At 73.8% G+C, this 18,855-nt stretch carries 15 protein-coding genes; 10 read left to right on the top strand and 5 right to left on the bottom strand.

Translation table 11 applies throughout. The features are described 5' to 3' along the window. Positions 1 to 184: 184 nt before the first annotated feature. Positions 185 to 808 (top strand): TetR family transcriptional regulator, encoded by a 624-nt coding sequence (locus CP982_RS13575; protein WP_150510766.1) that lies wholly within the window; start codon positions 185 to 187, stop codon positions 806 to 808. A 30-nt stretch (positions 809 to 838) separates the two neighbouring features. Here CP982_RS13575 and CP982_RS13580 read toward each other — a convergent pair whose 3' ends face one another. Continuing rightward, complete coding sequence (locus tag CP982_RS13580; RefSeq protein WP_150510767.1) at positions 839 to 1,072, bottom strand: ferredoxin; 234 nt, start codon at positions 1,070 to 1,072, stop codon at positions 839 to 841. Beyond that, positions 1,072 to 2,544, bottom strand: coding sequence for an aldehyde dehydrogenase (locus CP982_RS13585; protein ID WP_150510768.1), 1,473 nt, complete (start codon positions 2,542 to 2,544; stop codon positions 1,072 to 1,074). The genes CP982_RS13580 and CP982_RS13585 overlap by 1 nt, the downstream gene beginning before the upstream one ends. Positions 2,545 to 2,661: 117 nt before the next feature. On the opposite strand from CP982_RS13585, the gene CP982_RS13590 reads away from it, so the two are divergent. After that, positions 2,662 to 3,717, top strand: coding sequence for a Strvi_7410 family MBL fold metallo-hydrolase (locus CP982_RS13590; protein ID WP_150510769.1), 1,056 nt, complete (start codon positions 2,662 to 2,664; stop codon positions 3,715 to 3,717). 63 nt (positions 3,718 to 3,780) lie between these two features. Here CP982_RS13590 and CP982_RS13595 read toward each other — a convergent pair whose 3' ends face one another. Next, on the bottom strand, positions 3,781 to 4,602 hold the full coding sequence (locus CP982_RS13595; RefSeq protein WP_229878905.1) for an SDR family oxidoreductase: 822 nt from the start codon (positions 4,600 to 4,602) through the stop codon (positions 3,781 to 3,783). Positions 4,603 to 5,036: 434 nt separating this feature from the next. Between CP982_RS13595 and CP982_RS13600 the strand changes: the two genes are divergently transcribed. The 6 genes from CP982_RS13600 (at position 5,037) to CP982_RS13625 (ending at position 11,430) form a co-directional block, all read left to right on the top strand. Further along, positions 5,037 to 6,248 carry an SCO2321 family membrane protein gene (locus CP982_RS13600; protein ID WP_150510770.1) on the top strand — a complete coding sequence of 404 codons (1,212 nt, stop codon included), beginning with the start codon at positions 5,037 to 5,039 and terminating at the stop codon, positions 6,246 to 6,248. Further along, the gene (locus CP982_RS13605; protein ID WP_150510771.1) at positions 6,245 to 6,898 is read left to right on the top strand and encodes an SCO2322 family protein; all 654 of its coding nucleotides are present in this window, start codon (positions 6,245 to 6,247) and stop codon (positions 6,896 to 6,898) included. The genes CP982_RS13600 and CP982_RS13605 overlap by 4 nt, the downstream gene beginning before the upstream one ends. 15 nt (positions 6,899 to 6,913) lie before the next feature. Beyond that, entirely contained in the window at positions 6,914 to 8,092 is a 1,179-nt protein-coding gene (locus CP982_RS13610; protein ID WP_150510772.1) for an energy-coupling factor transporter transmembrane component T, read from the top strand. Positions 8,093 to 8,094: 2 nt separating this feature from the next. After that, the gene (locus CP982_RS13615; RefSeq protein ID WP_150515462.1) at positions 8,095 to 9,789 is read left to right on the top strand and encodes an ABC transporter ATP-binding protein; all 1,695 of its coding nucleotides are present in this window, start codon (positions 8,095 to 8,097) and stop codon (positions 9,787 to 9,789) included. After that, the gene (locus CP982_RS13620) at positions 9,782 to 10,672 is read left to right on the top strand and encodes an ECF transporter S component (protein ID WP_184924988.1); all 891 of its coding nucleotides are present in this window, start codon (positions 9,782 to 9,784) and stop codon (positions 10,670 to 10,672) included. Before CP982_RS13615 ends, CP982_RS13620 begins: the two co-directional genes overlap by 8 nt. A gap of 350 nt (positions 10,673 to 11,022) precedes the next feature. Next, complete coding sequence (locus tag CP982_RS13625) at positions 11,023 to 11,430, top strand: aggregation-promoting factor C-terminal-like domain-containing protein (protein WP_229878904.1); 408 nt, start codon at positions 11,023 to 11,025, stop codon at positions 11,428 to 11,430. Positions 11,431 to 11,707: 277 nt separating this feature from the next. Here the strand turns inward: CP982_RS13625 and CP982_RS13630 are convergent, their stop codons facing one another. After that, positions 11,708 to 12,877 (bottom strand): steroid 3-ketoacyl-CoA thiolase, encoded by a 1,170-nt coding sequence (locus CP982_RS13630; protein WP_150510775.1) that lies wholly within the window; start codon positions 12,875 to 12,877, stop codon positions 11,708 to 11,710. Between the two features lie 337 nt (positions 12,878 to 13,214). Between CP982_RS13630 and CP982_RS13635 the strand changes: the two genes are divergently transcribed. Together CP982_RS13635 and CP982_RS13640 are read left to right on the top strand one after the other, a co-directional pair. Then, positions 13,215 to 14,459, top strand: a complete 1,245-nt coding sequence (locus tag CP982_RS13635) for a cytochrome P450 (protein WP_150510776.1) — start codon at positions 13,215 to 13,217, stop codon at positions 14,457 to 14,459. 206 nt (positions 14,460 to 14,665) lie between these two features. Next, complete coding sequence (locus CP982_RS13640) at positions 14,666 to 16,303, top strand: MFS transporter (protein ID WP_150510777.1); 1,638 nt, start codon at positions 14,666 to 14,668, stop codon at positions 16,301 to 16,303. Here CP982_RS13640 and CP982_RS13645 read toward each other — a convergent pair. Further along, positions 16,260 to 18,458, bottom strand: a complete 2,199-nt coding sequence (locus CP982_RS13645) for a bifunctional glycosyltransferase 87/phosphatase PAP2 family protein (RefSeq protein WP_372503354.1) — start codon at positions 18,456 to 18,458, stop codon at positions 16,260 to 16,262. The genes CP982_RS13640 and CP982_RS13645 overlap by 44 nt on opposite strands. Positions 18,459 to 18,855: the final 397 nt, after the last annotated feature.

Here is an 18,855-nt window from a genome sequence, read left to right on the forward strand (position 1 = left end):
AGGCCGGAAGGCCCGGATCAGGTGATTCGCACCACGGCGAACGCCCTGCCATGCTGTGCGGTCCCGCGGCCCGCGGGACGGGACCGCGGGGCGGAACTGTGGGATCTTTTGCGGATGAGCGGTACGGGCTCGGGACTCCCGGGACCCCAGGGACGGCCGACGGGACTGACGGGGCGACGGGACGATGACAGCTGACGCGAAGACGGCCGGGGCGCGGGCGACGGCGTCGCCGCTCACCGAGCGCCAGGAGGCGCGCCGCCGCCGCATCCTGCACGCCAGCGCCCAACTGGCCAGCCGCGGCGGCTTCGACGCGGTCCAGATGCGCGAGGTCGCGGAGGCCGCCGGGGTCGCCCTCGGCACGCTCTACCGCTACTTCCCCTCGAAGGTGCACCTGCTCGTCGCGACGATGCAGGACCAGCTCCAGCAGATGCACACCACGCTGCGCAAGCGGCCGCCCGCCGGCGAGACGCCCGCCGAGCGGGTCGCGGAGACGCTGATGCGGGCCTTCCGCGCGCTCCAGCGCGAGCCGCACCTCGCGGACGCGATGGTGCGCGCCCTGACCTTCGCCGACCGCTCCGTGAGCCCCGAGGTGGACACGGTCTCGCGGCTCACGACCGCGATCGTCCTGGACGCCATGGGCCTGGACGGACAGCCGACCGCGGCGCAGCTCTCCGCGGTGCGGGTGATCGAGCACACCTGGCACTCGGCGCTGATCACCTGGCTCTCCGGGCGGGCCTCCATCGCCCAGGTGAAGATCGACATCGAGATGGTGTGCCGACTGATCGACCTGACGGCGTCGGAGACGTAGGCCCTGCCGCCCGAGGCCCTGCGGGCAGGCCTACTCCTCCGGCGGGAACACCACCTCGCCGCTGCCGAGCAGGGTGATCGTGATGGCCTCGACCGGGCAGCCCTCGGCGGCCTCCAGGATCTGCTCGGCCGCGTCCGTCTCGGCCCGCCTGGGGTGCGACTGGCGCGCGGAGTCCAGGGCGAAGCCGTCCGGCGCCAGACCCGCGCACATCCCGGAGCCGATGCACACGGACCGGTCGACCTCGACGTGCCAGCGGTCGCCCATCAGGCCCCGGTCCCCTCGGGCGCGTATCCGGCGGGCAGATGGATCATCTTGTGCTCGAAGTACTCGCCGTACCCCTCGGGTCCGAACTCCCGGCCGATGCCGGAGTTCTTGTAGCCGCCGAAGGGGCCGGACATGTCCAGGCTGAAGGTGTTCACGGAGTACGTGCCGGTGCGCACGCGGCGGGCGACGTCCAGGCCGCGCTCGACGTCGGCGGTCCACACGGTGCCGCTGAGGCCGTACTCGGAGTCGTTGGCGATCCGCACGGCCTCCTCCTCGTCGCCGTACTCGATGAGGCAGATGACGGGCCCGAAGATCTCCTCGCGGGCGACCCGCATGGAGTTGTCGACGCCGCCGAGCAGCGTCGGCTCGACGTACCAGCCGCGGTCGAACCCGGCGGGGCGGCCGCCGCCCGCGAGGATCTTGGCGCCCTCCTCCTGGCCGATGCGGATGTAGTCGAGCGAGCGCCGCTGCTGCCGCTCGGCGACCAGCGGCCCGAGTTCGGTCGCCGGGTCCATCGGGTCGCCGACCTTGAGCGCCGACGCGGCGGCGGCGAAGGCCTCGGCGAACTCGCCCGCGCGGGAGCGCGGCACGAGGATGCGGGTCTGGGCCACGCACGCCTGGCCGTTGATCATCCAGGCGAAGGGCGCGATGCCCGCCACCGCGCTCGCCGCGTCGGCGTCCGGCAGGATGACGGCGGCCGACTTGCCGCCCAACTCCAGGGTGACGCGGGTGAGATGGCGGGAGCAGACCTCCATCACGCGCTTGCCCGCGGCGACGGACCCGGTGAAGGACACCTTGTCGACACCGGGGTGCCCGACCAGGTACTCGCTGACCTCCCGCCCCGCGGAGACGATGGAGAGCACGCCCTCCGGCAGGCCCGCCTCCGCGACGATCTCGGCCAGGACATAGGCGTCGAGCGGCGTCTCGGGCGAGGTCTTGAGGATCACCGGACAGCCCGCGAGCAGCGCGGGCGCGACCTTGGCCGCCGCGGTGAACTGCGGGACGTTCCACGGCACGACGGCCGCGACGACGCCCATCGGCTCGCGCCGCACCAGGATCCCGCCGAGCACGCCGTCGCGCGCCTCCTCGTACGTGAAGTCCCGCGCCGTGGTGATCGCCGCGTCCCAGACCATCATCGCGGCCAGGGCCTGCACCATCACGGACGCGGTGATCGGGGTGCCGTTCTCCGAGCTGATCACCCGGGCCAGCTCCTCGTGGCGCGCGGCGAGACCGTCCTTGATCTTCGTGACGGCCTCGATCCGCTCGTCGAGGCCCATCCGCGGCCAGGGCCCTTCGTCGAACGCCTTACGCGCGAGGGCGACGGCCCGGTCGACGTCGGCGGGCGCGGCGTGCGGCACCCGCGCGAAGACCTCGCCGGTGTGCGGCGAGACGACCTCGATGACGTCCTTGCCGACCGGATCGGTCAACTCCCCGCCGATGAACAGCTGTCCGTGCTCCACGAGTTCCGTCATGACCGACCGCCTCCTGCGGGACGCTTCCTGACGCTGTTTCAGAACTGATATCAGTTCTAGTTATAGTGAGCAACGGCCGTGCGGCCGACAGCTCCGGCGGCAGGGACGGGGCGGCGGATGACACAGCGGGTGACGGGCACGGGTGCGACCGACCACGGCGGTGGCGTGTGGAGCGTCGCCGTGCCGATCCCGGACAACCCGCTGGGCCACACGCTGGTGTACGTGCTCGACACCGACCGCGGCCCCGTCCTGGTCGACACCGGCTGGGACGACCCGGCGGGGTGGGACGTGCTCGTCGCGGGGCTCGCCGCGTGCGGGACCGAGGTCGCCGCCGTGCACGGGGTGCTGCTCACCCACCACCACCCCGACCACCACGGCCTCTCCGCGCGGGTGCGGGCCGCCTCCGGGGCGTGGCTCGCGATGCACGAGGCCGACGCGCACGTGGTGCGGCGCACCCGGGAGTATCCGATGGAGCGGTGGTTCGGGTACCTGGTGGACAAGCTGACCGCCGCGGGCGCGCCCGCGGAGCACGTGGCGCCGCTGGCCGCCGCCCGCGACGCGGGGCGCGTCCCGGGGCTCGCCGCCCGGCTGCCCGCCCTGCCCGACCGCCCGATCCCGCCCGGCGAACTCCTCGATCTGCCCGGCCGCCGCCTGCGCGCGATCTGGACTCCGGGCCACACCCCCGGCCACGTCTGTCTGCACCTGGAGGAGGAGCACCCGGCTCGACTGCCGGGCCGCGGGCGCCTGTTCAGCGGGGACCACCTGCTGCCGGGCATCACTCCGCACATCGGCCTGTACGAGGATCCGGACGACAGGACGGTGACCGACCCCCTCGGGGACTATCTGGACTCCCTGGAGCGGGTCGGGCGGCTCGGCGTCGCGGAGGTCCTGCCCGCGCACCAGCACGCCTTCGCCCACGCGCACGGCCGGGTGCGGAAGTTGCTCGCCCACCACGAGGAGCGGCTCGCGGGCCTGCTCGCGCTGCTCGCCGAGGAGCGCACCCCCTGGCAGCTCGCCGAGCGCATGGAGTGGAATCGGCCCTGGGCCGACATCCCCTCCGGCTCGCGCACCATCGCCGTCTCCGAGGCCGAGGCGCATCTGCGCAGGCTCGTGAAGCAGGGCCGGGCCCAGGCGGTGCCGGGCAGCGACCCGGTGGCGTACGTGGCGGTGTGAGGCCTCACGGGCCCCCGAGGCCCCAGGGACTCCCGAGGCCCCGGCGCCCCGGGGCCCGCCTCGTCACCAGCCCTCCTCGCCCCGCAGCACCGCGTCCGCGCCGCCGTCGATGAAGACCACCTGGCCGGTCACGTGCGTGTTCTCCGGCGAGGTGAGGAAGTCGAGCAGCGGGGCGACCTGCTCCGCCTCTCCGTAGCCGTTCAGCGGCATGGGGACGGCGGCGTCGGCGACCGCGCGGATCTCCGGGTCCCCGATCATCGGGCGGCTCATGGGGGTGCGGATGATGCCCGGCCCGATCGCGTTCAGCGGGATGCCCGCGCCCGCCCACGCGTCGCTCACGGCGGCGCGGCGCACCCAGCGCACGAGGGCGTGCTTGGCGGAGGTGTACACCCGCTGCGGCTCGCCGCGGTCGATCGCCGCGCGCGCGGCGGCGACGGCCGCGGCCTCGTCGTCGGCGAGCACGGCGTCGACGATCGCCGGGTCGGTGGGGTGCAGGGCGGCCACCGACGCCACGACGGCCGCGCGCGGATGGCGGCCCGCGGCGAGCAGCGGACGCAGTCCGGTGAGCGTGGCGATCGCCCCGAAGGCGTTCACGCGCACGGTCACGGGGTCGTGGTCGGCGACCCCGGCGCAGGCGATCACGGCGTCGAGCCGGCCGCCCCCGAGGTCGGCCGCCGCCTCGGCGAGCAGGGCGCGGCCCTCCCCGGTGCCGAGGTCGGCGCTGATGTCGGTGTCCTTGAGGTCCGCGCCGATGACCCGGTGTCCGCGCGCGGACAACTGGCGGGCGGTGGCCCTGCCGATGCCCGACGCGGCACCGGTGATCAGATAGGTGCGGGCGGTCTGCTCGTCGATGCGGTCCGGCTGCGTACGGCTCGGGTCCGTCACGGTCGCGCTCCCCTCAACTGCCGCGGCCTGGGGCTTGCGCCACGCTACGCCCGCCGCGCGGGCCGCACCAGACCGCGATCACCGGCCGCGCGGAACCGTGGTCACCGGCCGCGCCGGAGCGCGGTCACCGGCCGCGCCTGGCCGGGAGGGGCGGCGTACGGGCCGGTAGAGTGTGCGGGTCGTCATCACGTACGTACGAGGGGAAGCCGCACCGGCCCGTCCCCAAGGTCTCGGCTTCGCCCGGCCCGGGAGAAGCCGTCGTGGCACCACCCGCCCGCGGCGAGCCGGAGCACCTCGTGCGGCGCGTGACCGGCTCGTGTCATCGGGACCGTACCGATGGCCGGCACCGTCGAGGCACACGGAGCCGGAGCCGCCCGGTGCCCCTGTCGTGCCGTGCCGCCCGGCTCCCCGCAGGGAGAGGCACCCGCCGCATCATGAACGTTCGCCGCAGCGCAGCTGCCCTGGCCGCCGTCGCCGCCCTCGGCACGGCCGCGGCCCCGGCCGCCCTCGCCGACGGGGCGTCCCCCTCGCCCTCCGGCGCGCTCCCCTCCGGTCTGTACGGCAAGACGGACCCGAAGTTCGACGGCGTGTTCCGGCAGTCGTACGCCCTGCTCGCGCAGGACGCGACCGGTGTCACGCCCGCGACGAAGGCCGTGGACTGGCTGACCGGCCAGCAGTGCGGCAGCGGCGGCTTCGCCGCCTACCGCGCCGACACGGACGTGGCCTGCGACTCCAAGGCCCAGGTCGACAGCAACTCGACGGCCGCGGCCGTGCAGGCCCTCGCCGCGCTCGGCGGCGAGAAGAAGGCCGTCGACAAGGGCGTCGCCTGGCTGAAGTCCGTGCAGAACCAGGACGGCGGCTGGGGCTACACCCCGGGCCTGCCGAGCGACGCCAACTCCACCGGCATCGTGATCGGCGCGCTCGCCGCCACCGGCGAGAAGCCCGCGGCCGTGACGTCGCAGAAGGGCAAGTCGCCGTACGACGCGCTGACGAAGCTCGCCCTGGACTGCGGCAAGGACGGCGGCGCCTTCGGCCTCGCCGACGCCAAGACCGGCAAGCTCGCGCCGAACGCCGACGCCACGGCGGCCGGTGTCCTCGGCGGCCTCGGCAAGGGCCTGGTCGTGACCGCGCCGAAGAAGGAGGCCGCCGCGCCGAAGTGCGCCGAGGCCGACTCGGCCGAGCAGGCCGCAGCCAACGGCACCGGCTACCTCGTCGACGCCCTCGGCAAGTCCGGCCACCTCACCTCGTCCCTGCCCGGCTCCACGGACAAGCCGGACGTCGGCAACACCGCCGACGCGGTCGTCGCGCTCGCCGCCGCGGGCCGGGGCGAGCAGGCGAAGAAGTCCGCCGAGTGGCTCGCCGGCAACTCCGCCGACTGGGCCAAGCAGGGCGGCCCCGCCGCCTACGCCCAGCTGGTCTTCGCCGCCCACGCCGCGGGCCTGGACCCGCGCGACTTCGGCGGCGCCGACCTGGTCAAGCAGCTCAACGCGACCGGTCCGGCCCCGCGCGCGCAGGCGTCCGACGAGGAGAAGGACAAGGACGACGACGGCAGCGGCATGAGCGTCTGGTGGATCGTCGGCGTCGGCCTGGCCGCGGGCGCGGGCATCGGCTTCCTGCTGAGCGGCCGCAAGAAGAACCAGCTGTGACGCACCGCCGTCGCGGGCACGGCCGCCGCCGCGCGGTGGCCGTGCTCTTCGCCGCCCTGCTCGCGCTGTGCGCGGCCGCCCCCGCCCACGCCGCCGACTACCGCTACTGGTCGTTCTGGCAGCGCGGCGAGGGCGGCGCGTGGGTGTACGCCACCCAGGGCCCGTCGATCGCACGGCCGGACGACGGGGACGTGGACGGGTTCCGCTTCGCCGTGGCCGCCGACGCCAAGACGGCGAAGAAGCCGCGCGGCACCGCCGACTTCGACACGGTCTGCGCGGACACGAAGGCCGCGGCCGGGAAGAAGCGGATCGCGGTCGTCATCGACTTCGGCACCGCCGCCGACGCGCCGGGCGGGAAGACGCCGCCGAAGCCGCGTACCGCGTGCGCCCGCATCGACGACGGCGGATCGAGCGCCGACGCGCTCGCGGCCGTCGCCAAGCCCCTGCGCTACGACAACAACGCGCTGCTGTGCGCCATCTCCGACTACCCGAAGACCGGCTGCGGCGAGCAGGTGTCCGGCGACGGCGGCGAGCGGAGCGGCGCCGACGAGGGCGACGGCGGCCCGTCCGTCGGCCTGCTCGCCGGTGTCGCCGCCGTGGTCGTGCTCGGCGCCGCGGGCGTCTGGCAGGCCCGCCGCCGGCGCGGGTGAGCCGGGCCCGCCGCGATGACTAGCCCACGCGCTGTGCGGGCGGCCCGGCGCCGCCGCCTCGCCCCCGAGGCCGGCCGCTCCAACGCCCTGCACCCGGGCGCCTGGTGGCTGTGGGCCCTCGGGCTCGCCACGGCCGCGTCCCGCACCACGAACCCGCTGCTCATCGGGTTGCTCATCGGGGTCGCCGGATACGTCGTCGCGGCCCGGCGCACCTCCGCGCCGTGGGCGCGCGCGTACGGGGCGTTCGTGAAGATCGCCCTGTTCGTCATCGGCATCCGCCTGGTCTTCGCCGTGTTCCTCGGCTCGCCGATCCCGGGCACCCACCTCATCGTGACGCTGCCGGAGGTGCCGCTTCCGGACTGGGCCCAGGGGGTGCGGATCGGCGGCCGCGTCACCGCGGAGGGCGTGGTGTTCGCACTGTACGACGGGGTGCGCCTCGCGGGCCTGCTGATCTGCGTGGGCGCCGCGAACGCCCTGGCAAGCCCGGCCCGGCTCCTCAAGTCCCTGCCCGGCGCCCTGTACGAGGCGGGCGTCGCCGTGGTCGTCGCGATGACGTTCGCGCCGAACCTGATCGCCGACGTCCAGCGGCTGCGCGCCGCCCGCCGGCTGCGCGGGCGCCCGGACCGCGGGGTGCGCGGCCTCCTCCAGGTCGGCCTGCCCGTCCTGGAGGGCGCCCTCGAACGGTCCGTGGCCCTTGCCGCCGCGATGGACGCGCGCGGCTTCGGGCGCACCGCCGCCGTGCCCGCGCGGGTGCGCAGGACCACGGCGGCCCTGACGCTCGGCGGCCTGATCGGCGTGTGCGCGGGGACGTACGGACTGCTCACCGCGGACGGCGGGACGTACGGACTGCCGGTGCTCGGCGCCGGGCTCGCCGCCGCGCTCGGCGGTCTGTGGCTCGGCGGCCGGCGCGCGGTGCGCACCCGCTACCGGCCCGACGTGTGGGGCCTGCGCGCCTGGCTCGTCGCCGGGTCGGGGGCCGCCGTCGCGGCCCTGATGATCGCCGCGAGTTCGTCCGGGGCGAGCGAGCTGCACCCCGGCGTGGTCCCGCTGGTCGCGCCCGAGCTGCCGCTGTGGCCCGCCGCGGCGATCCTGATCGGCCTGCTCCCGGCGCTCGTCGCGCCGGTGCCGCCGCCCGCGCAGGCCCCCGTCCCCCGCCCGTCCCGGGGCGCCGCCGCCGAGGAGCAGAGCCCATGACCATGATCCGGTTCGAGGACGTCTCCGTACGGTACGAGGGCACGGCACGCCCCACCGTCGACCACGTGGACCTGGCCGTCCCCGAGGGCGAGCTGGTCCTGGTGGTCGGCTCCTCCGGGGTCGGCAAGTCCACGCTGCTCGGCACCGTCAGCGGGCTCGTGCCGCACTTCACCGGCGGCACGCTGCGCGGCCGGGTGACCGTGGCGGGCCGCGACACCCGCACCCACAAGCCGCGCGAGCTGGCCGACGTGGTCGGCACGGTGGGCCAGGACCCCCTGGCCCACTTCGTGACGGACACGGTGGAGGACGAGCTGGCGTACGGCATGGAGTCGCTCGGCCTCGCGCCGGACGTGATGCGCCGCCGCGTCGAGGAGACCCTGGACCTGCTCGGCCTCGCCGACCTGCGGGACCGGCCCATCACCACCCTGTCCGGCGGCCAGCAGCAGCGCGTCGCCATCGGCTCCGTCCTCACCCCGCACCCGAAGGTCCTGGTCCTCGACGAGCCGACGTCCGCGCTCGACCCGGCGGCGGCCGAGGAGGTCCTGGCCGTCCTCCAGCGCCTGGTCCACGACCTGGGCACCACGGTCCTGATGGCCGAGCACCGTCTGGAGCGGGTCGTGCAGTACGCCGACCAGGTGCTGCTCCTGCCCTCGCCCGGCGCGGCGCCCGTCCTGGGCGACCCGGCCGAGCTGATGGCCGTCTCGCCGGTGTACCCGCCCGTCGTGGCCCTCGGCCGCCTCGCCGGGCTCACCCCGCTGCCGCTGACCGTGCGGGACGCCCGCCGCAAGGCGGCCGGCCTGCGCGAGCGGCTCGACGGCGTCACCCCGCCGGAGCGGGGCGCGGCGCCCGCCGCCCCCGAGGAGCGGGACGCGGCCCCCGCGGGGCGGTGGTGGCGGCGGGGGCGGAAGGAGCCCGCGCACCAGGGCGCGGCCGCGACCGGCGCGCGGGTCCAGGGGCTCGCGGTGCGCCGGGGGCGCGTCGAGGCGCTGCGGCGCGTCGACCTGAGCGTGGCGCCGGGCGAGACCATCGCGCTGATGGGCCGCAACGGCGCGGGCAAGTCCACGCTCCTGTCCACCCTGGTGGGCCTGCTGCCGCCGACGGCGGGAACGGTCCGCGTCGGCGGCGCGGCCCCGCACCGCACCGCACCGCGCGAGCTGATCCGCCGCGTCGGCCTCGTCCCGCAGGAGCCGCGCGACCTGCTGTACGCGGACACGGTCGCGGCCGAGTGCGCCGCCGCCGACCACGACGCCGAGGCGCCCGCGGGCAGCTGCCGCGACCTGGTGGCGGAGCTGCTCCCGGGCATCGCCGACGACACCCACCCGAGGGACCTGTCGGAGGGCCAGCGCCTGGCCCTCGCCCTCGCGATCGTCCTCACGGCCCGCCCGCCGCTGCTGCTCCTCGACGAGCCGACCCGCGGCCTGGACTACGCGGCCAAGGCCCGCCTGGTCACGATCCTGCGCGGGCTCGCCGCCGAGGGCCACGCGATCGTCCTCGCCACGCACGACGTGGAGCTGGCGGCCGAGCTGGCGCACCGGGTGGTGATCCTCGCCGACGGCGAGGTCGTCGCCGACGGCCCCACCGCGGAGGTCGTCGTGTCGTCCCCGGCCTTCGCTCCCCAGGTCACCAAGGTGCTCGCACCGCAGCGTTGGCTCACTGTGGCCCAGGTACGAGATGCCCTGGAGGATTTGGATGGGTGAGGGAAGGAGCGCCCCTGAGGGGCGCGGGGAACTGCGCGACCAGCCCCCGACGACCCGCGGAGAACAAAACGCCCAGGTACGCCCCATAAGGCTTGGCCCCCGCTCCGTGGCCGCCCTGACCCTGGTGAGCGCCATCGGCGTGGCGGCCTTCGGCTGGCCCCTGCTCGCAGGACCCGAGTCGGAGCTGAGCGCCCACGCGCAGGACGCGCCATGGCTGTTCGCGGCCCTGCTCCCCCTGCTGGTAGGCATCGTCGTGGCAACGATCTCGGACGTCGGCCTGGACGCGAAGGCCATCGCGATGCTGGGGGTGCTCGCCGCCGCCGGGGCCGCGCTGCGGCCGCTCGGGGCGGGCACGGCGGGTATCGAGCCGATGTTCTTCCTGATGGTGTTGAGCGGGCGCGTGCTCGGGCCCGGCTTCGGGTTCGTGCTCGGTGCCGTGTCGATGTTCGCCTCGGCGCTGCTCACCGGGGGCGTCGGCCCCTGGATGCCGTTCCAGATGCTCTCCATGGGGTGGGTGTGCATGGGCGCGGGGCTGCTTCCGGGCGCCGACTCCCTGCGCGGCCGCCGTGAGCTGTGGCTGCTCGGCGCGTACGGGGCGATGGCCTCCGTCCTGTACGGGACCGTGATGAACCTCCACGGCTGGCCCTACCTCTCCGGGCTCGCCACCGGCGTCTCCTTCGTCCCCGGCGACGCGGTGGGCGACAACCTGACCCGCTTCCTCGCGTACTGCCTGGCCACCTCCCTGGGCTGGGACCTGCCGCGGGCGGTGCTCACCGTCGTGCTGAGCCTGGCGCTCGGCCCGGCCGTCCTGAAGGCGCTGCGCCGGGCCACGCGGCGGGCCGCGTTCGAGGCGCCGGTCACATTCGAGGCCCCGCGGCCGTGAACGGCCTTGTGCGTTCTGTGATGAAACAGGGGGGTGGGCGGTGAGCCGCCCCACAGGACTTTGGTCCTCTACTACCGGCCCCCGTAGCCGCGATCCCCTGTCACGTACACGCCAATCTACGCGCTGACCTGCGGATTGAGAGCCAGATCACACCGGGGCCCTTCGTCCTCGGTGCGAGTGCCACTAGTAAGAGGGGTCATTGCGGCGGCGTAACAGCCCTGCTTCTCTGGATGAGTCGCACGGCGCCGACCGGCCACTCACGGCCTCGGCGCCGACGCATTGCCCCCGCTCCCACGGAGCCGGCGCGGCAAGCGCCCGCGACCGTCCTGTACCCGACCGGAAGGTCCTCTGTGTCCGTCACGCTCCTCCGCCGCATCACGCCCAAGAAGGCCCTCGTCGGCGGTGTCCTCGCCGCCGCCACCACTGGCATGGTCTTCGCCGCGGCCCCCGCTCAGGCCGCACCGGCGTCCGACTCGGCCAAGGCCGTGGCGCAGCGAGTGATCAGCGACGCCGGCCAGTTCCAGTGCTTCGACAAGATCGTCTCCCACGAGAGCGGCTGGAACGTCACCGCCACGAACTCCTCGTCCGGCGCCTACGGCCTGGTCCAGGCCCTGCCCGGCTCGAAGATGGCCTCGGCCGGCGCCGACTGGAAGACCAACGCCGAGACCCAGATCAAGTGGGGCCACTCGTACATGAAGGAGCGCTACGGCAGCCCCTGTGGCGCGTGGAGCCACTGGCAGGCCAACGGCTGGTACTGAGCCTGGCCCCTGGGCCTCGAGCAGCGAAGGCGGTCACCCCCTCGGCGGGGGTGGCCGCCTTTTCGCGTTGCGCGGCTCTTCCCCGCCCACCCGCCCCTTCATCGCGCTGCGCGCTCGTCCTCAAACGCCGGACGGGCTGAAAGTCTCCGGTGCACGCTGGATCTCGTCTGCGGCTCCGCACAGGTCCGCGGTCCGCGGACGACATGCGGTCCGCACCGGCACCATTCAGCCCGTCCGGCGTTTGAGGACGAGGCGCGGAGCGCCGATGAAGGCCGGGCTACAGCCGCTGCACGATCGTGGCCGTGGCCACCGCACCCCCCGCACACATCGTCACCAGGGCGAACTCCTTGTCACGCCGCTCCAGCTCATGCAACGCCGTGGTCAGCAACCGCGCCCCGGTCGCGCCCACGGGATGCCCGAGCGCGATCGCGCCGCCGTTCACGTTCACCTTCTCCAGGTCCTGCTCGAACACCTGCGCCCAGCTGAGCACGACCGAGGCGAAGGCCTCGTTGATCTCAACGAGGTCGATGTCCCGCAGGGACATCCCGGCCTTGCCGAGCACGGCCCGCGTCGCGTCGACCGGCCCGTCGAGGTGGAAGTGCGGATCGGCCCCCACGAGGGCCTGCGCGACGATCCGTGCGCGCGGCCTGAGCTTCAGGGCCCGCGCCATCCGCTTGGAGGCCCACAGCAGGGCCGCGGCCCCGTCGGAGATCTGGGAGGAGTTGCCCGCCGTGTGCACGGCGGTCGGCATGACCGGCTTGAGCCCGGCGAGGGCCTCCGGCGAGGTGTCGCGCAGCCCCTCGTCCCGGTGCACGAGCCGCCACATGCCCTGCCCCGCGGCCTGCTCCTCCTCGGTGGTCGGCACCTGGACCGCGAAGGTCTCCCGCTTGAAGCGCTCCTCGGCCCACGCGGCGGCCGCCCGCTCCTGGGAGAGGAGCCCCAGCGCGTCCACGTCCCGCCGGGTGAGGCCGCGCTTGCGCGCGATCCGCTCGGCGGCCTCGAACTGGTTCGGCAGGTCGACGTTCCACTCGTCGGGGAAGGGCTTGCCCGGACCGTGCTTGCTGCCGGAGCCCAGCGGCACCCGCGACATGGACTCGACGCCGCAGCTGATGCCGATGTCGATGACGCCCGCCGCGACCATGTTCGCGACCATGTGGCTCGCCTGCTGCGACGAACCGCACTGGCAGTCGACGGTCGTCGCGGCCGTCTCGTAGGGCAGGCCCATGGTGAGCCAGGCGGTGCGCGCCGGGTTCATGGACTGCTCGCCCGCGTGCGTGACGGTGCCGCCGACGATCTGCTCGACGCAGTCGGCGTGGATGCCGGTCCGCCCGAGCAGCTCGCGGTACGTCTCGCCGAGGAGGTAGGCCGGATGGAGGTTGGCGAGGGCTCCTCCGCGCTTGCCGATCGGGGTGCGTACGGCTTCGACGATGACAGGTTCGGCGGCCACGATCTCGTCCTCTCCTCCGGATGCGGCAGGGCGTCCCGGCGCCCCGCCCGCGTCGCACGCGAGAACTAGTACGCGTTCTAGTTCCGGTCAGCAGTCTGCTGAGCCCCACCCCCGTCCCGCAAGGGGTGTGCACACAACCCGGCCCACCGCGCACACAACGAACTCCCCCGCGAGCCTTGCCACTTGTAGAACCGGTTACTACGGTCGAGCCATCTCCTGATGCCCCGTCAGACCGCACCCCCGGACAGCACCACCGGCCCCCCGCACTCCCAGACCACGCCGCACCACCAGTTCAAGCGCAGCCGCACACCCCCGTGCCGACCGCCTGGAGCTCCCGATGCCCTGCCCCGCGCTGCCCGACGGGTTCGACTTCACCGACCCGGACGTCCTCCAAGACCGCGTGCCCTTCCCGGAGTTCGCGCGCCTTCGGCAGGTGGAGCCGGTGCGCTGGGTGGCGCAGCGGCGCGGGATATCCGGCTACGACGACACGGGCTACTGGGCCGTGACCCGGCACGCCGACGTCAAGCACGTCTCCACGCACCCCGAGCTGTTCTCCTCGAACCTCAACACCGCGATCATCCGCTTCAACGAGACGATCAGCCGCGACCAGATCGAGGCCCAGAAGCTGATCATGCTCAACATGGACCCGCCCGAGCACACCCGGGTCCGCCAGATCGTGCAGCGCGGCTTCACGCCCCGTGCCATCCGGTCCCTGGAGGACGCCCTGCGCACGCGCGCCCACGGGATCGCCCGCACCGCCCTGGAGGGCGCGCGGCCCGACGGCGGGTTCGACTTCGTCACCGGCGTCGCGTGCGAGCTGCCCCTCCAGGCCATCGCCGAGCTGATCGGCGTCCCCCAGGAGGACCGCTCCAAGATCTTCGACTGGTCCAACAAGATGGCGGCGTACGACGATCCGGAGTACGCGATCACCGAGGAGGTCGGCACCGAGGCCGCCATGGAGATCGTCTCGTACGCGATGAACCTCGCCGTCGCCCGCAAGGAGTGCCCGGCCGAGGACATCGTGAGCCGGCTCGTCGCGGCGGAGGACGAGGGGAACCTCTCCTCCGACGAGTTCGGGTTCTTCGTGATCCTGCTCGCCGTCGCGGGCAACGAGACCACCCGCAACGCCATCACCCACGGCATGCACGCCTTCCTCACCCACCCCGACCAGTGGGAGCTGTTCAAGCGGGAGCGGCCCCGGACCACCGCCGAGGAGATCGTGCGCTGGGCCACGCCCGTGGTCTCCTTCCAGCGCACGGCCACCGAGGACACCGAGCTGGGCGGCGCCCGGATCAAGCGGGGCGACCGCGTCGGCATCTTCTACTCCTCGGCCAACCACGACCCCGAGGTCTTCGAGGACCCCGGCGCGTTCGACATCACCCGGGACCCGAACCCCCACCTCGGCTTCGGCGGCGGCGGCCCGCACTTCTGCCTCGGCAAGTCCCTCGCGGTCCTGGAGATCGACCTCATCTTCAACGCCGTCGCCGAGGCGATGCCGAACCTGAGGCTCGCCGGCGACCCGCGCCGCCTCCGCTCGGCCTGGCTCAACGGGGTCAAGGAGCTCCAGGTCAGCACCCGCTGACCGGGCCCCACGGGAGGCAGGGGCCCATCCCCTACGCTCCGCCCCTGCCTCCCCTGGCCGTACCGCCCCGAACCCACCCCGAACCGTCCGTGGAATTCCGCCATATGTTCACGTGATCGGCAGAACGCGCCAACGTTTTCGTCATGTACAGCGTCTTGGGAGGTGTACGCCGCCCTTCAAGAGCCTCAAGACTTCGAACGGAAACGGTGACCGTGGTCTCTGCCGACCTCTCGATCGTTCCCACCGGCAGCAGCGCACCCACCGACCGGAAGGATCCCTTCCGAGCCTTCCGTTCCTTCTACCGGCGCCACCGCGTCCCCGTCCTCGCCACCGCGCCCACGCTTCCGCTGTACGCGGTCTGGGCCGCGTTCCTCGCCACCGGCGGCGGCGACCTCGCCGCGCAGCAGGCCTGGGCCCGCTTCGCGGACGACCACGGCACGGCCGCGTACAGCCTGTTCTGGTACGGCGGCATGCACACCGCCAACTACAGCGTGATCTCGCCGTACTTGATGGCCGCGCTCGGCGTGAAGACCGTCACCGTGCTCTCCGGCGTCGCCGGTGCCTGGCTGGTCGCGCGGCTCATCGAGCGCGCCGGGGTGCGCCGCCCGCTCGCCCCCGCCGTGCTCGCCTCGCTCGCCGTGTGGTGCAACGTCGCCTCCGGGCGCACCACGTTCGCGCTCGGCCTCGCCTTCGGGCTCGGCGCCGTGCTCGCCCTGTGCGGCACCCGGCGCACGGCCGTCGCGGTCCTGTGCTCGGCGCTCGCCACCATGGCGTCCCCGGTGGCGGGCCTGTTCCTGCTCGTGGCGGGCGCGGGCCATTTCTTCGTACGGGACTGGGGCCGGGCCCTGGCGCTGCTCGTGCCGCCCGTGGTGGTCGTCGGCGTCACGACCGTGCTCTTCCCCTTCAAGGGCGAGCACCTGATGTGGGCGGACCGGGTGTTCCCACCGGTCTTCTTCAGCCTCGTCCTGATCGTCGCGGGGCCGCGCGAGTGGCGGGTGCTGCGCCGGGCCGCGGGCGTGTACGCGGCCGGGACCGTCCTGACGTACCTCATCCCCTCCCCGATCGGCACGAACGTGGAGCGGCTCGCCGAGCTGGTCGCGCCCGCCCTGCTGCTCGCCGCCCTGCTGACCCCGGCCCTTTCGGCGATGCGCCGTCTCGCGCTGGTCACGGCGCTCGTCCTGTCGACGGCGTGGGTGGCGCAGAAGACCGCCGACGACCTGGAGGTGTCGACGGTCGTCCCGGCGTGGGCCACCGACACGCACGGCGTGGTGAGCGCCCTGGAGCGGCTCGGCGCCGACCGGGGCCGCGTCGAGGTGGTCCCGGCCCGCAACCACCGCGAGGCCACCGCGCTCGCCCCGTACGTGAACATGGCGCGCGGCTGGAACCGCCAGCTCGACATCGAGCGCGGCCGCCTCTTCTACGACGGCTCGTTCTCCGCCACCACCTACCGGGCCTGGCTCGACAAGTGGGCGGTCGGCTTCGTGGTCCTGCCCTCCGGGCGCCCGGACGGCCCTGCCGTGGACGAGGCCGCCCTCGTCAGGAGCCGCCCGGAGTGGCTGGAGCCGGCGTGGAAGGGCAAGCACTGGCAGGTCTTCCGGGTGAAGAACGCCGTCCCGATGGCGTCGGCCCCCGCCTCCGTGGTCCGCTCCTCCAGTACGGAGGTGGTGGTGCGGGTCCCGGAGCGGGGGCCTGTGACGGTGCGCGTCGTGTACTCGCCGTGGCTGCGGGCCGAGGGCGCGTGTCTGGCGAAGGAGGGCGACTTCACCCGGCTCACCGTGCCCGCGCCCGGCACCTACACGATCAGCTCGGGGTACGGTCGCCCGGCGCGTCCCGCGAACTGCTGACGGGTTCCGATCCGCCCGGCGGCTCGGGCCCGTCCCCGCTCCCCGCCGTGCCGCTCCCGGACCCGGGCGCGGCCTTGCTCATCCGGTCCGGCGCCGTGGCCTGCGCGGGCGGGCCCGCCGTCGCGAGCTGCGGGGCTCCGGCCCCGGGTGTCAGCGACCCGAGCTTCAGGACCTCCTTCACCCGCGGCCCCTGGAGCAGGTACGTCAGGCCGAAGCCCGCGCCGACGACCGCCGCGCCGCCCACCGCGTCGAGCACCCAGTGGTTGCCGGTGCCGACGATCGCGCACACCGTGAAGAACGGGTGCAGCAGGCCGAGGGCCTTCATCCACCACTTGGGCGCGAGGATCGCGATGGTCAGACCGCACCACAGGGACCAGCCGAAGTGCAGCGAGGGCATTGCCGCGTACTGGTTGGTGAGCTTCGTCAGCGTGCCGTAGTCCGGCTGCGAGAAGTCCTGCGGGCCGTGGATGGTGTCGATGAAGCCCAGGTCCTCCATCAGCCGCGGCGGCGCGAGCGGGTAGCCCCAGAAGCCGACGAGCGCGAGCAGCGTGGCGAAGCCGAGGGCGGAGCGCGCCCAGCGGTACTGGGCGGGGCGCCGCAGGTACAGGATCGCGAGGACGCTCAGCGGCACCACGAAGTGGAACGACGTGTAGTAGAAGTTGAAGAAGCTCTCCATCCAGGGCGTGCGCGCCGTCAGATGGTTGAACCAGTGCTCGATGTCGATGTGCAGGAACTGCTCGATGGAGTGGATCTGCTCGCCGTGCGCCTCGGCCCGCTCGCGGCCGCCGGAGATGGTGCCGCCGGTCGCGGCGAGGCGGGTCTGCTGGTAGGCGGAGTAGCCGACGCGGATCAGGAGCAGTTCGAGCAGCAGGTTCGGCCGGGTGAGCACGCGCCGCCAGAACGGGAACAGCGGCACCCACTTCCACCGCGCCGGTACGGGATCGGCGTACGAGGTGGGGATCGGCTTCTGGTACTCCGGCGCCGTCCGGGACAGGAACGGCACGATCAGGGCGGAGGCGAGCGCGGCGAGCAGGACGACGTTGTCGCGCAGCGGATCGAGGGCCGACATGTTCGGCAGCATCATCTTCGACGGCAGCGTCATCACCAGGACGATGGCGATCGGCCACACGTACCGGTCGGACGCGCGCCTGCCGACGCGGCCGACGACCGCGAGCAGCAGCCACAGGAGCTGGTGCTGCCAGCTCGTCGGGGACACGGCGACGGCCACGCAGCCGGTGAGCGCGACGGCGAGCAGCAGCTGCCCGTCCTTCGCGTACTTCACGGCGCGGCGCAGGCCGACGAAGGCGACGGCGGCGCCGAGGGCCAGGAAGAGCCCGATCTCCAGCGGCCCTTCGAGGCCGAAGCGGAGCAGCGCGCCGTGCAGCGACTGGTTGGCGTTGGCGTCCGGGTTCGCGCCGAGGCCCGCGCCCGCCAGGTGGTGCGCCCAGTACGTCGTCGAGTCGTGCGGCAGGGCCGCCCAGGCGACCCCGGTCAGACCGGCGAAGGTGAGGCCCAGGGACGCGGTGGCCTTCCTGCGGCCGGTGAACCACAGCAGCGGCGCGAAGAGCAGCACGGCGGGCTGCAGGGCGGCGGCGACACCGATCAGGATGCCGCTGGCCCGCTCGCCCCGGACGGCGAAGCACCCGAGCAGCACGAGCAGGACCGGGATGATGCTGGTCTGCCCCAGGTGCAGCGTGTTGCGCACGGGCAGGGACAGCATGAGCAGACAGATGGCGACGGGCGCCGCGAGCAGTGAGGTGCGCCGGGAGACGGGCTGCGGCAGGGCGCGGGCGGCGACGAGCCCGAGCGCGACGACGAGCCCGAGGGTGCCGAAGGTCCAGGCCCAGCCGAGCGCCTGCTCGGCGGAGCTGGCGAAGGGCTTGAGGACGAGCCCGGCGAACGGGGTGCCGGTGAACTTGTCCGCGTCGTACAGCGAGCCCTTCACGTGCAGCACGCCGTTCGGCCCGATCCAGGTCTCCAGGTCGGTCAGGCGCTCGCCCTTGGGGGTGCGCAGGACCACGGCGGCCTGCCGGACCGCGAGGACGGCGGCGATCAGCCAGAGGGCGACGCGGATCGCCTCGACGCGCGCCTTGGGCGAGCCGGACGTCCCCGCGCCCATGGCGCTTCCCGGTCCCCTGTGCTCAACATTCGCCACGCCCTGTCGGCCCTCCCGCCCCATCCGTCATCCTCGGTCACCGTGCCCGGTGATCCGTGCTCTCACCCGAAGAGGCTCGCACGCCCCTGGGGGAGACGCGCGCAACCCCCACTTCACCTGGCAGCCACACCGCTTTCTACCGGCTTTCCGGCCGCGGTGCCCAACCGGGTCGGGGTCCGCGGCGCCGGCCCGTACGGGGCCCGCGCCGGGCGCGACAAGGGACACCCCATCTTTCACAGGACTCTTCGCCCCCTGAGGTTCGGTTCCCGGCCCAGGAGGCGACATAGATCACAAAGCCGCCATGTCCGCACTGGACCATCTTGATCCGTTTGAGCTGCGTACACCCACTTTTACATCTCTATGACACGAGATAACCACTCTCCGTAATGATGGTGCT

It is taken from the genome of Streptomyces spectabilis (assembly GCF_008704795.1).
GTDB classification, from domain to species: Bacteria; Actinomycetota; Actinomycetes; order Streptomycetales; family Streptomycetaceae; genus Streptomyces; species Streptomyces spectabilis.

Excerpts from the sequence above, each read along its gene's own strand:
- CP982_RS13575 (WP_150510766.1), top strand. The coding sequence starts at position 185 with ATGACAGCTGACGCGAAGACGGCCGGGGCGCGGGCGACGGCGTCGCCG.
- CP982_RS13580 (WP_150510767.1), bottom strand. The coding sequence starts at position 1,072 with ATGGGCGACCGCTGGCACGTCGAGGTCGACCGGTCCGTGTGCATCGGC.
- CP982_RS13585 (WP_150510768.1), bottom strand. The coding sequence starts at position 2,544 with ATGACGGAACTCGTGGAGCACGGACAGCTGTTCATCGGCGGGGAGTTG.
- CP982_RS13590 (WP_150510769.1), top strand. The coding sequence starts at position 2,662 with ATGACACAGCGGGTGACGGGCACGGGTGCGACCGACCACGGCGGTGGC.
- CP982_RS13600 (WP_150510770.1), top strand. The coding sequence starts at position 5,037 with ATGAACGTTCGCCGCAGCGCAGCTGCCCTGGCCGCCGTCGCCGCCCTC.
- CP982_RS13610 (WP_150510772.1), top strand. The coding sequence starts at position 6,914 with ATGACTAGCCCACGCGCTGTGCGGGCGGCCCGGCGCCGCCGCCTCGCC.
- CP982_RS13615 (WP_150515462.1), top strand. The coding sequence starts at position 8,095 with ATGATCCGGTTCGAGGACGTCTCCGTACGGTACGAGGGCACGGCACGC.
- CP982_RS13620 (WP_184924988.1), top strand. The coding sequence starts at position 9,782 with ATGGGTGAGGGAAGGAGCGCCCCTGAGGGGCGCGGGGAACTGCGCGAC.
- CP982_RS13635 (WP_150510776.1), top strand. The coding sequence starts at position 13,215 with ATGCCCTGCCCCGCGCTGCCCGACGGGTTCGACTTCACCGACCCGGAC.